This window comes from Pseudomonas sp. CMR5c, assembly GCF_003850545.1.
Taxonomy (GTDB): domain Bacteria; phylum Pseudomonadota; class Gammaproteobacteria; order Pseudomonadales; family Pseudomonadaceae; genus Aquipseudomonas; species Aquipseudomonas piscis.
Map to the genome: position 1 here is coordinate 1,999,474 of NZ_CP027705.1, position 12,263 is coordinate 2,011,736.

At 64.2% G+C, this 12,263-nt stretch carries 12 protein-coding genes; 4 read left to right on the forward strand and 8 right to left on the reverse strand.

Features of this window, described 5'->3' with window-relative positions; all coding sequences use genetic code 11:
• The first annotated feature begins 83 nt into the window (after positions 1-83).
• Positions 84-245 (forward strand): hypothetical protein, encoded by a 162-nt coding sequence (locus C4K40_RS31530; RefSeq protein ID WP_164485015.1) that lies wholly within the window; start codon positions 84-86, stop codon positions 243-245.
• Between the two features lie 150 nt (positions 246-395).
• Positions 396-1,091 carry an HAD-IA family hydrolase gene (locus tag C4K40_RS09430; RefSeq protein ID WP_022643225.1) on the forward strand — a complete coding sequence of 232 codons (696 nt, stop codon included), beginning with the start codon at positions 396-398 and terminating at the stop codon, positions 1,089-1,091.
• A 79-nt stretch (positions 1,092-1,170) separates the two neighbouring features.
• Here C4K40_RS09430 and C4K40_RS09435 read toward each other — a convergent pair whose 3' ends face one another.
• The gene (locus C4K40_RS09435; protein ID WP_053135868.1) at positions 1,171-1,917 is read right to left on the reverse strand and encodes a 3-oxoacyl-ACP reductase family protein; all 747 of its coding nucleotides are present in this window, start codon (positions 1,915-1,917) and stop codon (positions 1,171-1,173) included.
• Between the two features lie 122 nt (positions 1,918-2,039).
• Here C4K40_RS09435 and C4K40_RS09440 point away from each other — a divergent pair, with 122 nt between their 5' ends.
• Complete coding sequence (locus tag C4K40_RS09440; protein ID WP_053135872.1) at positions 2,040-2,963, forward strand: LysR family transcriptional regulator; 924 nt, start codon at positions 2,040-2,042, stop codon at positions 2,961-2,963.
• A gap of 12 nt (positions 2,964-2,975) precedes the next feature.
• On the opposite strand, the gene C4K40_RS09445 is transcribed toward C4K40_RS09440, so the two are convergent.
• From C4K40_RS09445 to C4K40_RS09455, 3 genes are all read right to left on the reverse strand, one after another.
• The gene (locus tag C4K40_RS09445; protein ID WP_053135875.1) at positions 2,976-3,704 is read right to left on the reverse strand and encodes an aspartate/glutamate racemase family protein; all 729 of its coding nucleotides are present in this window, start codon (positions 3,702-3,704) and stop codon (positions 2,976-2,978) included.
• A 59-nt stretch (positions 3,705-3,763) separates the two neighbouring features.
• Positions 3,764-5,311, reverse strand: coding sequence for an NCS1 family nucleobase:cation symporter-1 (locus C4K40_RS09450; RefSeq protein WP_053135878.1), 1,548 nt, complete (start codon positions 5,309-5,311; stop codon positions 3,764-3,766).
• A gap of 448 nt (positions 5,312-5,759) precedes the next feature.
• Entirely contained in the window at positions 5,760-6,494 is a 735-nt protein-coding gene (locus C4K40_RS09455; protein WP_022643229.1) for a phosphoadenylyl-sulfate reductase, read from the reverse strand.
• Positions 6,495-6,680: 186 nt separating this feature from the next.
• Between C4K40_RS09455 and thrH the strand changes: the two genes are divergently transcribed.
• Complete coding sequence (gene thrH / locus C4K40_RS09460; protein ID WP_022643230.1) at positions 6,681-7,298, forward strand: bifunctional phosphoserine phosphatase/homoserine phosphotransferase ThrH; 618 nt, start codon at positions 6,681-6,683, stop codon at positions 7,296-7,298.
• Between the two features lie 194 nt (positions 7,299-7,492).
• On the opposite strand, the gene pabB is transcribed toward thrH, so the two are convergent.
• From pabB to C4K40_RS09480, 4 genes are all read right to left on the reverse strand, one after another.
• Positions 7,493-8,836, reverse strand: coding sequence for an aminodeoxychorismate synthase component I (gene pabB, locus C4K40_RS09465; RefSeq protein ID WP_053135881.1), 1,344 nt, complete (start codon positions 8,834-8,836; stop codon positions 7,493-7,495).
• Positions 8,837-8,991: 155 nt separating this feature from the next.
• Positions 8,992-9,978, reverse strand: a complete 987-nt coding sequence (locus tag C4K40_RS09470) for an alpha-L-glutamate ligase-like protein (RefSeq protein ID WP_022643231.1) — start codon at positions 9,976-9,978, stop codon at positions 8,992-8,994.
• Positions 9,978-11,510 (reverse strand): inactive transglutaminase family protein, encoded by a 1,533-nt coding sequence (locus tag C4K40_RS09475; protein ID WP_053135884.1) that lies wholly within the window; start codon positions 11,508-11,510, stop codon positions 9,978-9,980. The genes C4K40_RS09470 and C4K40_RS09475 overlap by 1 nt, the downstream gene beginning before the upstream one ends.
• A gap of 5 nt (positions 11,511-11,515) precedes the next feature.
• Complete coding sequence (locus tag C4K40_RS09480; RefSeq protein ID WP_022643233.1) at positions 11,516-12,052, reverse strand: ATP-dependent zinc protease; 537 nt, start codon at positions 12,050-12,052, stop codon at positions 11,516-11,518.
• Between the last annotated feature and the right edge of the window lie 211 nt (positions 12,053-12,263).

Consider the following 12,263-nt stretch of genomic DNA (forward strand, 5'->3'; position numbering starts at 1 on the left):
CGGCCATGCGCCGGGTTTTTTGTGCGCCTCGCCCAGGTTTCGCCATACTTGCCAGGATGGTCCTGGCGATCGAGGAGGCGATCATGGCCCGTGAAGCTCCAGGCAACACCCAACCCATCTCCGGGGAGCCCGAGGTGATCAACGACCCGGGCAACGAGGACCCAGGTTCCTTGCTGGACGATGCCCGCGTCCCTCTGCAAGAAGCCCTCGATCCGGACGCCAGCGGGCCCGACCCGCGCGATTGAAGCCTGCGTGCCCCGTCGCACCTGTGCCGGGTTGCCCCTGGCACAGGCCCGCCGCTATGCTGCTGAACCCTTTCATCGAAAGGCTGGCTAACGAACGGGCCGTACCTGAGCCGCTCCCTGGAATGTACTTTTGCTAACGGATCAGATGCGATGAATGCACAGTTGAATGATTTTGGGCCGATCAAGGCGGTCATTTTCGACATGGACGGTCTGCTGCTGGATACCGAGGGCATCTACACCGAGATCACCCAGTTGATCGCCGAGCGTTATGGCCGTACCTACGACTGGACCATCAAGCAGAACATCATCGGCCGTGGCGCCGCCGACCTCGCGCGTTATGTGGTGCAGGCCCTGGACCTGCCGATCACTGCCGAGGAGTTCCTGGTGATGCGCGAGCCGCTGATGCGCGAGCGCTTTCCCCGGGCCGAGGCGATGCCCGGGGCACAGCAGCTGGTGCGCCATCTCAAGGAGCACCGGATTCCGATCGCCGTGGGTACCAGCTCTTCGCAGATGTCCTTCGTCGAGAAAACCACCCGCCATGGCGACTGGTTCGCCCTGTTCGACACCATCGTCACCGCCGACGACCCGGAAGTGACCGCCGCCAAGCCGGCGCCGGACATCTTCCTGACCGCGGCCCGACGCCTGGGAGTCGATCCGGCCGAATGCCTGGTGTTCGAGGACTCGCCGTTCGGCGTGACTGCCGCCAAGGCCGCCGGCATGACCGCGATCGCGGTGCCCGACCCGGCCATGGCCGATCATAAGTTCGCCCATGCCGATGGGATCCTGCGTTCGCTGCAAGGCTTCCAGCCCGCGGCCTGTGGTTTGCCGCACCTGGCGTGGAGCTGACGCCGCACAGCCAGGCCATCGTATCAACCAAGACGCCGGGCCCCCGCAAGGGTAGCCCGGCGTTTTTTTGCCCGGGGCTTCAGGCGCCGAAACCACCGTCGATGCTCAAGCTGGCACCGGTGATATAGGCCGCTTCGGGGCTGGCCAGGTAGGCCACGAAGCCAGCCACTTCTTCGGCGCGCCCATAGCGGCCCACCGCCATGAGATCCATCAGGCTGTCAGCGAAATCGCTGTCGGCCGGGTTCATGTCGGTGTCCACCGGGCCGGGTTGCACGTTGTTGATGGTGATACCGCGCGGGCCCAGGTCCCGGGCCAGGCCCTTGGTCAGGCCCACCAGCGCGGCCTTGCTCATGGCATAAGGGCCGCCACCGGCGAAAGGCATGCGGTCGGCGTTGGTACTGCCGATGTTGATGATGCGGCCGCCTTCGCCCATGTGCCGGGCGGCTTCCTGGGTGGCGATGAAGACGCTGCGGACGTTGATCGCCAGGGTCCGGTCGAAGTCTTCCAGCTGGAACTCATCCAGCGGTGCCACCGCCAGCACCCCGGCATTGTTGACCAGGATATCCAGGCGGCCGAACGCCTCCACCGTGCTGCCCACGGCCTGGCGAATGGCTGCGGCATCGGCGCTGTCGGCCTGGATCGCCAGGGCCTGGCCACCCTGGGCGATGATGTGTTCTTGCAGGGCCCGGGCTTTATCCGCCGAGCTGACATAGGTGAAGGCCACGGCAGCGCCTTCGGCCGCCAGGCGCTCGACGATGGCGGCGCCAATGCCGCGGGAACCGCCCTGGATCAAGGCCACTTTGCCGTTGAGGTCGAACTTGCTCATGTAGGTCTCCTGGATTGAAAGGCGAATGCCTTGGGTGGAGCCCAGTATCGAGCGCTGATTGAGTCCTGGGTAGCGGGTAATCCCTATACTCTGTGTAAACCAAAAGTTTGGAATCCTGGTGTATGGAAGGCTTCAGCAGCATTGAGTGTTTCGTGCGCAGCGCCGAAGTCGGCAGTTTTGCCGAAGCGGCACGGCGCCTGGGGCTGACCCCGGCGGCGGTGGGCAAGAGCGTGGCCAAGCTGGAGGCGCGGGTGGGGGTCAGGCTGTTCCAGCGCAGTACCCGGCGCCTGACCCTGACCGAGGCCGGCCGCCTGTTCCTGGCGGAAGTCAGCGACAGCCTGCACACCATCCAGCATGCCGTGAGCAGCCTGGCCAACGCCCAGGGGCGGCCCGCCGGTACCCTCAAGGTCAGCGTGGGCACAGTGTTCGGTTGCCTGTACATCGTGCCTCTGCTGGGGGCGTTCCTGGCCCGTTATCCGGATATCCAGCCGGACTGGCATTTCGATAACCGCCAGGTAGACCTGATCGGCCAGGGCTTCGATGCCGCCATCGGCGGTGGCTTCGAGCTGCCGCCCGGCGTGGTGGCCCGGCGCCTGACCCCGGCCCATCGGGTGCTGGTGGCCAGCGCAGCCTACCTGCATGGGCGAGGGCCGATCAGCGAGCCTGCGGACCTGCGCGATTGCCGCGGCATCCTGATCCGCTCCCCGCAGACCGGGCGTATCCGCACCTGGCAGCTGACTGGGCGAGCAGGGGGGCAGCAACCCCTGGAGCTCAAGGCGGCCATGACCATGAGCGATTCCGAGGCGGCCTGTATCGCCGCCGCCCAGGGGCTGGGCGTGGCCCTGGTGAGCATGCCGTTCGCGGTCAATCACTTGCGCTCCGGCGCCCTGCGGCGAGTGCTGCCGGATTGGTACGTGGATGATGGCTTCACCTCGATCTACTACGCCGAGCACAAGATGTTGCCGGGCAAGACCCGGGCCTTCGTCGATTTCGTGATCCAGCAGTTCGCCGAACAGGGCCTGGCCCAGGCCTTCAGCGCGGTCTAGCGACCAGTCGGCTCAGCGGCCCTGGCGCATCGGCCAGCCGACGACCCGCTTGGGGCGTGGCGTGGCATAGGTGCGCACCTTGGAAGTCGACAGGCCCTGGCGCACCAGGGCCTCGGCGGTGGTCACCGCTGCCGTCACCCCGTCCACCACCGGCACGCCGGTACGCTGGCGGATCTGCTCATCCAGCCCGGCCATGCCGCCGCAGCCCAGGCAAATGACCTCGGCCTTGTCCTGGGTCACCGCAAGTTCCGCCTGGCGCACAATGGCCTCCACCGCCCGTGCCGGATCTTCCTCCAGCTCCAGCACCGCCAGGCCACTGGCACGCACCGATGCGCAGCGTTGGTCCAGGCCCGACAGCCTGAGGCGGTCCTCGATCAACGGCACGGTACGGTCCAGGGTGGTCACCACCGAATAGGCGTGGCCGAGGAACATCGCGGTGCTGGCGGCGGCGTCGGTGATGTCCACCACCGGCACATTCAACAGCTCCTGCAGGCCCTCGCGGCCGTGCTCGCCGTAGCCGGCCTGGATCACCGCGTCATAGGGCTGATCGTAGGCCAGTACCCGATCCATCACGGCGATGGCCGCCAGGTAGCTTTCGAAGTTGCCTTCCACCGATTCGGCGCCGAAGTAGGGCGTCAGGCCGATGATCTCGGTGCCTGGGGCGGCAACGCTCCGGGCCTGTTGGGCGATGGCCTGGGTGATGCTGTCGGTGGTGTTGACGTTGACCACGAGAATTCGCATGGGGGTTCCTTGCAGGTTGGATAGGTTCAGGCCCGGCGGAGCGGGCCGTGCATGGGGGCTCAATGACCGGCATCGTCCACGGCGATCGACTCGCCGCTGACGTCCGCATAGTGCGACTGGCGCTTGGCGATGATCAGGTACAGCAGGCTGGCGATAGCGGCGCCCACCAGCCAGGAGAACGGCGAGATGCTGGCGAACCCCGGGACCAGGGCCAGGACGATGGCGATCAGCGCCGCGGGAACGAATGCCGCCACTGCTCGCAGGTTGACGCCGTGGCTGTAGAAGTACGGTCCTTGAGGGTCTTCGCTGTACAACTGCGGCACGTCGACCCGGCCTTTGCGCAGCATCCAGTAGTCCACCATGATCACCCCGTACAGCGGGCCCAGCAGCGCGCCGAGGCCGGCCAGGAAGTACTGGATCACCAGCGGGCTGTTGTAGAGATTCCACGGCAGGATCAGCACCGCGATGGTGGCGCTGATCAGCCCGGCCCGGCGGAAGGTCAGGTGCCGGGGCGCCAGGTTGCTGAGGACGAAGGCCGGGGCGACGAAGTTGGCCATGATGTTCACCGCCACGGTGACGATCAGGAATGCCAGGCAGCCCAGGGCCAGGAACGGGGTGCTGGGGATCGAGGCGATGATGTCGGTGGGGCTTTCGATGATCTTGCCGTTGATCTGCAGTTGTGCGCCGCACAGCAGCACCGTGATGCTGGCGAACACCAGGATGTTCACCGGCAGGCCCCAGAAGTTGCCCACGGTGATGGTCTTGCGGCATGGCGCGGAGCGGGCGAAGTCGCAGAAGTTGAGCACCATCGTGCCGTAGATCGCCAGCCACAGCGTGCCGCCGGCGAAGATCTGCCGCCACATTTCACCACCGCTCAGGGGCTCGCGGATCGACCAGGCAATGTGCCCGTCGGCCTGGGTGTACATCCATCCGGCGAGGCAGGCCACAGTCAGCAGGATGATCGGGCCGGCGAAGGCTTCGTAGCGCCGGATGGTCTCCATGCCGTAGGCCAGGATCGCCAGCTGCACCAGCCAGATCGTCACGAAACAGGCCCAGCCCAGGCTCGACAGGCCGAGGATCGCATCATGGTCGTAGGCCGCGAAGCCTGGATGGATGGCGGTGAGCAACACGCGAAACACCACCGAGGCCAGGTAGGTCTGGATGCCGAACCAGGCGATGGCGATCACGGCGCGGATCAATGCCGGGATCTGCGCGCCATGGATGCCGAAGGCGATGCGGCTGATCACCGGGAACGGCACGCCGGTCTTCTGTCCCATGTAGCCGGAGAGGTTCATGAAGCCATAGACCAGCAGTGCGCCGATACCTAGGCTCAACAAGATCTGCCAGCCACCCAGGCCCAGGGCATACAGGCCGATGGCGAAGGAGTAGTTGGCGATGTTGTGCACATCGTTGGTCCACAGGGCGAAGATGCTGTATCGGCCCCAGCGCCGGCCCGCGATCCTGGTGGGTGCCAGGTCATGGTTGTGCAGGCGTGGGCTGAGGGCGACGGACCCTTGATCGCTGTCGGTCATGGGCTGTGACGAGGTGTACGGGTGCAGCGGGGAGGCGGTGTCCAGTGCGATGTCGTGGGAAGGGCGGGTCTGCATTCCGGCGTACTCCGATTCCGCCCCTGGATGACTGTGCCTGAGCCTGGGCTCGACAATCTTCCGCGTAGGGTGGAATCACCTGGCTTCGGGGCATCTGCAGCCTGGGGCGTGCGGATGGTGAGTGTATGTATGTTTTGATTATTTTTGTATACAAAACATGTTTCGACTCAAGCCACTTTTATGCCAGGTTTGCTTCTATGGGTTTTCCTGCTGATTTCGTTTGGTTATTGGTTTACGCTAACCGACTGAAATAGCGCAGTTAAAAATTGACCGTTCGAACAGGTATTTATTTTCAGGCAGCAGGAGGCAGCAACTGGCGGGGAGGGGATGTGTAACTTTCTGGGGCGATCGAAGAATCTAGTGCACACAAAAATGGCACCTTGAGTGACATTTTTGTGTACATGTTTTGTGCTCGTGGGGTGGGCACCCCAACGGATGCCCGGGAGGATCAGGCCTTGCCGATGAGGTTGCCGGCGTGCAGGCCGCATTCCTTCTGGGTGGCTTCTTCCCACCACCAGCGACCTTCGCGTTCGTGCTGGTTGGGCAGGACCGGACGGGTGCAGGGCTCGCAGCCGATGCTGATGAAGCCGCGCTCATGCAGGCTGTTGTATGGCAGTTCGAGCATGCGGATGTAGCCCCAGATTTCCTCGCTGCTCATCTGCGCCAGCGGGTTGAACTTGTACAGCGTGCGCTCTGGGGTGGAGAACGCGCTGTCGATCTCCATTACCGCCACTTGGCTGCGGGTGCCCGGGCTCTGGTCGCGGCGCTGGCCGGTGGCCCAGGCACTGACGGTGGACAGCTTGCGTCGCAGGGGCTCGATCTTGCGGATGCCGCAGCATTCGCCATGGCCATCCTTGTAGAAACTGAACAGGCCCTTTTCCTTGACGAAGGGTTCGAGCTTGCTGTGGTCCGGCGAGATCAGCTCGATATCGATCTTGTAGTGCTCGCGCACCTGGTCGATGAAGCGGTAGGTCTCCGGATGCAGGCGCCCGGTGTCGAGGCTGAAGACCTTGACGTTCTTGTTCAGCTTCCAGGCCATGTCCACCAGCACCACATCCTCGGCGCCGCTGAAGGAGATCCACAGGTCATCGCCGAACTGGGAAAAGGCCAGCTTGAGGATGTCCTGGGCGGATTTGTTGGCATAGGTCGCGGCGAGTTCAGCGACGTCGAACGATGGGGTCATCAGGGCGGTTTCCTACAGGTCGGTGGCGCTATGCGCTCTATAGGGGGGCGATCTTAGCAAAATCCCCCAGGGCCTGGCGCCATTTGACGCGGCAACGCGGTTTGCGCCGAAACGGCAACAGACCCTATAGTTCGGCCGTCCTTTTGCTCGCTCAATTTCAATAATCAGAACCAATGGGAGTATCTCGTGGAAATCGCCTGTCTCGATCTGGAAGGTGTGCTGGTCCCGGAAATCTGGATCGCCTTCGCCGAAAAAACCGGGATTGAATCCCTCAAGGCCACCACCCGGGATATTCCCGACTACGACGTGCTGATGAAGCAGCGCCTGCGCATTCTCGATGAGCACGGCCTGAAGCTTTCGGACATCCAGGAAGTGATCGCTACCCTGAAGCCGCTGGACGGCGCGGTGGAGTTCGTCAATTGGCTGCGCGAGCGCTTCCAGGTGGTGATCCTCTCCGACACCTTCTATGAGTTCTCCCAGCCGCTGATGCGCCAGCTGGGTTTCCCGACCCTGTTGTGCCACCGCCTGGTCACCGATGACAGCGGCCGCGTCACCGGCTATCAGTTGCGCCAAAAGGATCCCAAGCGCCAGTCGGTGCTGGCCTTCAAGAGCCTGTACTACCGGGTGATCGCCGCCGGCGACTCCTACAACGACACCACCATGCTCGGCGAGGCGGATGCCGGCATCCTGTTCCACGCGCCGGACAACGTGATTCGCGAGTTCCCGCAGTTCCCGGCGGTGCACAGCTTCGCCGAGCTCAAGCAGGAGTTCCTCAAGGCTTCCAACCGTAGCCTGAGTCTGTAACGACGGCGGCAATCGCGCTGGCTGGAGCGGCTACGGAATCAGGCTTCGTGTAGCCGCTGCCGCAGGCTGCGCACGGGCGCGCAGCGGCCGCAAGATCGGGCAGCCTCCGCCATCGTTGGAAGGCCCCGCGGGCCTTGGCGCAGCTTCGCCGGCTCAGCAGCGGCTACAGATGCTTCGTGTAGCCGCGATGTTCGTCAGAGCTGCTGCAGGGTGTCCAGCAGCACTCGCACCTTGGTGATCGACTCCTGGTATTCGGCCTGCCAGTCCGAGTCGGCCACGATTCCGCCGCCGCCCCAGCAACTGATCTGCCCGTCCTTGGCCAGCAGGCTGCGGATGGCAATGGAGCTGTCCATTTCCCCGCGCACGTCCAGGTACAGCAGCGAGCCGCAATACAGCGCCCGGCGTGTGGGTTCGAGTTCGTCGATGATCTGCATCGAGCGGATCTTCGGCGCGCCGGTGATCGAGCCGCCAGGGAAGCTGCCGGCGATCAGGTCCAGGGCGTCCTTGTCTGCCGCCAGCTCGCCGGTGACGCTGCTCACCAGGTGGTGGACGTTGGGGTAGCTCTCCAGGCTGAACAGTTCCGGCACCTTGACCGAGCCGATGCGGCAGCTGCGGCCCAGGTCATTGCGCAGCAGGTCGACGATCATCAGGTTTTCCGCCCGGTCCTTGGCGCTGGCCAGCAGTTCGGCGGCGCTGGCCGCATCCTCGGCGGCATCCCGGCCGCGGGGGCGGGTGCCCTTGATCGGCCGGGTTTCCACCCGGCCCTGGCTGACATGAACGAAGCGTTCCGGTGACAGGCTCAGCACCGCGCCACCGTCGGCCAGGCGCTGGAAGCCGGAGAACGGCGTGGGGCAGGCGGCGCGCAGGGCCCGGTAGGCCACCCAGGGGTCGCCCTGGTACTGGCCGCGAAAGCGCTGGGCGAAGTTCACCTGGTAGCAGTCGCCGGCCTGGATGTATTGCTGGATGCGCTGGAATGCCTGGCGATAATCGTCGGCGCCGAGGTCGGCCTGCATCGGCCCATCCAGCTTGAACCAGCCGCTTGGCGCCGGCAGTGGCTGTTCGAACAGTTGCACCAGGCGCTGGCGTTCGTCTTGCTCCAGGGCCGGATGGAACACCAACTGGCTGGTACCGGCCTGGTGATCGTTGACCAGCGCCCAGGCATACAGGCCCAGGCGTGCATCGGGCAGGTGCAGGTCGTCCCGGGCCTGGCTGGGCATGCGCTCCAGGTGCCGGCCGAAGTCATAGCTCAGGTAGCCGATCAGGCCGCCGGCGAACGGCAGTTCGTAGGGTGCCGGAATCTGTGCCGGGCCCAGTTGCGCGAGGTTGTCCCGCAGGCGTTGCAGGAATGCGCCGCCGCTTTCCTCGGCGGCCACGGTCAGTTGCGCCAGGGGCCAGGCGCTGAGCAGGTCGTAACGGCCGCGCTCGGCGCTGGGGCGGCCGCTATCGAGCAGCACGGCGCCGGGGGCGTGTTCGATTGCCGCGAAGTAGTCGGCGGGATTGTCGCGATAGGGGAGCGGGTGTACGGAACAGGTCAACATGCGGGGCAGATCAGCCATCGGGGCGCGGCTGGCGATTGTAGTCCCCCCGGGGATTTGCTCCTAGGGGGGAGGTCGGCAATGGAGTGGTTTGCGACGTACCGCTTGCATTGGCCATGGCCACCGGCTGCGCCAGGACCTTCAGGCAGCCGTCGCGATCAGCCTTCCACGGCGGGGATATGGCCGAACAACTGCTGGGCGAAACGTACCCGCTCCTCGACGCTTTCCTCGATGCCCTGGGCCTTGAGCTGTTCCAGGTGGGCCTCGATGGCGTGGGTGCGCTGGGTCAGGCCGCAGTCGTTGGCGATCTGGATGTTCAGGCCCGGGCGGGCGTTGAGCTCGAGAATCAACGGCCCCTTATCCTGGTCCAGCACCATGTCCACGCCGATGTAGCCCAGGCCGCACAGCTCGTAGCAACCGGCCGCCAGCTTCATGAAACCGTCCCAGTAGGGCAGCTGCACGCCGTCTACCGCGTTGGTGGTGTCCGGGTGCTTGGTGATGATGTTGTTCAGCCAGGTGCCGCGCAGGGTCAGGCCGGTGGCCAGGTCGACCCCGACGCCGATGGCGCCCTGGTGCAGGTTGGCCTTGCCGCCGGACTGGCGGGTCGGCAGGCGCAGCATGGCCATCACCGGGTAGCCCATGAGCACGATGATGCGGATGTCCGGCACGCCTTCGTAGCTGATGCTCTTGAAGATCTGGTCCGGGGTCACCCGGTATTCGATCAGCGCGCGGTCGCGGTGGCCGCCCAGGGAATACAGGCCGGTGAGGATGCTGGAGATCTGATGCTCGATTTCCTCATGGCTGATGATCTTCCCGGACACCGTGCGATAGCGACCCTCGAAGCGGTCGGCGATCACCAGGATGCCATCGCCGCCGGCGCCCTGGGCCGGCTTGATGACGAAGTCGTTGCGCCCACCGATGATCTCGTCGAGCTTGTCGATTTCCTTCTCGGTGGAGATCACCCCGTACAGCTCCGGCACGTGGATGCCGGCCTTGAGCGCCCGCTCCTTGGTGATGATCTTGTCATCGACGATGGGGTACAGGCTGCGCTTGTTGTACTTGAGCACGTAGTCGGCGTTACGCCGGTTGATGCCCATGATCCCGCGCGCTTCCAGGGCCTTCCAGGTCTTCCAGAGGCCGAACATCAGGAGTCAGCCTTGACGAAGGCTTTGAACCGCACCAGCTCCGTCAGCCGGTAGCCGCGGTAGCGACCCATGGCCAGCATGAAGCCCACCAGGATCAGCAGCATCGCCGGGAAGGTGAAGACGAAGTACGTCAGCTCCGGCACGCTCATGATCAGGTGCGCCAGGGAGGCGGCGAACAGGGTGCCGATCGCGACTTTCATCGCATGGCCGCCGCCACGCTCTTCCCAGGTGATGGACAGCCGCTCGATGGTCATGGTCAGGATCACCATCGGGAACAGCGCCACCGACAAGCCGCGCTCCAGGCCCAGCTTGTGGCTGAACAGGCTGATGGCGGCGATCAGTACCACGACGAAGGTCAGCACCACCGACAGGCGCGGCAGCATCTGCAGCTTCAGGTGCTCGAGGTAGGAGCGCAGCGACAGGCCCAGGGCGGTGATCACGGTGAACAGCGCGATGCCGAAGCCCAGCTGGGTCTCGCGAAAGGCCAGGGCGATCAGCACCGGGGTGAAGGTGCCCAGGGTCTGCAGGCCGATCAGGTTGCGCAGCACCAGGATCACCAGCACGCCAATCGGGATCATCACCATGATCATGAAGGTCTGCTGGGTCTGCAGCGGCAGGCCGTAGAGCGAGTATTCGAGGAAGTTGGCGTCGGTGTTCTCGTCGGTCAGCTTGGCCAGGCGGATGGCATTCATCTCGCTGTTGTTCATGCTGAAGGTGACGTTGGCTTTCTTGCCGCCATCGACGGTGATCAGGTTGTCGTCGCCGGTCCACCACAGCAGGCGATCGCTGGGCAGGCCCTGCTCGCCGGTCTCGGGGTTGAAGTACAGCCAGTCGGTGCCGTTGAAGCTGCGCAGCCACAGCTCCGGGGTCTGCGGCTGGTCGGCCACCAGGCGGATGGTGTGGACCTTCTCGGCCGGCACGTGGGCGATGGACAGCAGCAGTTCGACGATCTTGGCCTTGTTGGCGCTGGATGGGTCGCCGGCCAGCAGCAGCTTGGCGTTGTCGTCGTTGGCGTTGTTGACCCGCTTGATGGCTTCGCTGATGAAGGTCTCGACGTCTGCCGAGTGCTGGCGGATCGGTGCCAGCAAGGCGTCGGCGGCGATCTTCTCCGGCCCTTCGATGGCCATGCTGTCGCGGAAGGTCGGACCCTTGACCTTGGCTTTCTCGGCGCTGTAGCGCTTGGTCAGGACCAGGCGGTAGTACAGGGTCTGGTTGCCCTTGGCCCGGCGTGCCGACCAGGTGACCTTGCGGTTGCCGTCGATGCGGTTCACCGCCACCCCATAATTGTTGGAGATGAAGCTCTCGTTGAGGCTCACATAGTCACGGCTCAGGGGCGGCACGAACATCTGGATCTTGATCGGGTCCTTGCCGTTGGCGACGAACTCGACCTTGGCGTCGATGTTCCACAAGTCGTCGGTAGCGTCTTCGGTCACCGGAATGCCGAGCACGAAGATCTGGTAGGCCGTGATCGAAATGCCCAGCACCACCAGCACGGCGATCAGGACTTTCAGATGAAGGGTAAGAGAGCGCATTGGAATTACTCTGCGGTAAGAGCGGCGGTGGCGCAGGCAGGTTTGCCAGCAGCGTATTTAAGACTGGGGTCGACCAGCGCATCGAAACGCTTGAGGGCTTCGGAGCCGATCAAGAGCGGGTATTGGAATGCACTACGGTCGGTCAAGTTCACTTCGATGCTGCGCAAGGCGCTGCCCATGCAGACTTCCAGGGCGATCACCGGGCGCGCGGTGTAGTTCTTGTCCTCATCGGGGTCGTAGTCGCCAGCGCGGCGCTTGATCTTGCTGACCCGGGCCAGGGGGCGTTCGATGGGGTGGGAGTGGGCGGTGTCGATGGCCAGATAGAAGCGTACCCAGGACTCGCCATTGCGCTTGAAGCGCTTGATGTCGCGGGCGCTCAGCGAAGCGGTCTTGGCCCCGGTGTCGAGTTTGGCGGCGACCTCCAGGTCGATGCCCGCCAGTTGGGCGTATTCATTCAAGCCGTAGACGGTCTTGCCGGCGGCGATGCCGGTACCAGGAAGGATGAATAGGCAGAGCAGTGGGAGAAGGGCCTTGAGAGTCATAGATCCTGATGGTCATGGGTTCTTCAGTTCAAGGCGACCGGCATTGCTGCGCAAGCTCCCTCGTGTGCGTGGCATAAAAAGATGACAGGCCAATGCGGGCGGCATTCTAGCATGCTGGTTTGTTGGCGCCAGCGTCCGGGGCGGGCCATTTGTCTCGTTTAGAGTTCATGGAGTCTTAGACGATTGTCGACAATCTATATTTTTCCTTTGA

Excerpts from the sequence above, each read along its gene's own strand:
- pabB (WP_053135881.1), bottom strand. The coding sequence starts at position 8,836 with ATGTTGACCTGTTCCGTACACCCGCTCCCCTATCGCGACAATCCCGCC.
- C4K40_RS09480 (WP_022643233.1), bottom strand. The coding sequence starts at position 12,052 with ATGACTCTCAAGGCCCTTCTCCCACTGCTCTGCCTATTCATCCTTCCT.
- C4K40_RS09445 (WP_053135875.1), bottom strand. The coding sequence starts at position 3,704 with ATGCGAATTCTCGTGGTCAACGTCAACACCACCGACAGCATCACCCAG.
- C4K40_RS09470 (WP_022643231.1), bottom strand. The coding sequence starts at position 9,978 with ATGTTCGGCCTCTGGAAGACCTGGAAGGCCCTGGAAGCGCGCGGGATC.
- C4K40_RS31530 (WP_164485015.1), top strand. The coding sequence starts at position 84 with ATGGCCCGTGAAGCTCCAGGCAACACCCAACCCATCTCCGGGGAGCCC.
- C4K40_RS09440 (WP_053135872.1), top strand. The coding sequence starts at position 2,040 with ATGGAAGGCTTCAGCAGCATTGAGTGTTTCGTGCGCAGCGCCGAAGTC.
- C4K40_RS09450 (WP_053135878.1), bottom strand. The coding sequence starts at position 5,311 with ATGCAGACCCGCCCTTCCCACGACATCGCACTGGACACCGCCTCCCCG.
- C4K40_RS09430 (WP_022643225.1), top strand. The coding sequence starts at position 396 with ATGAATGCACAGTTGAATGATTTTGGGCCGATCAAGGCGGTCATTTTC.
- C4K40_RS09475 (WP_053135884.1), bottom strand. The coding sequence starts at position 11,510 with ATGCGCTCTCTTACCCTTCATCTGAAAGTCCTGATCGCCGTGCTGGTG.
- C4K40_RS09455 (WP_022643229.1), bottom strand. The coding sequence starts at position 6,494 with ATGACCCCATCGTTCGACGTCGCTGAACTCGCCGCGACCTATGCCAAC.
- C4K40_RS09435 (WP_053135868.1), bottom strand. The coding sequence starts at position 1,917 with ATGAGCAAGTTCGACCTCAACGGCAAAGTGGCCTTGATCCAGGGCGGT.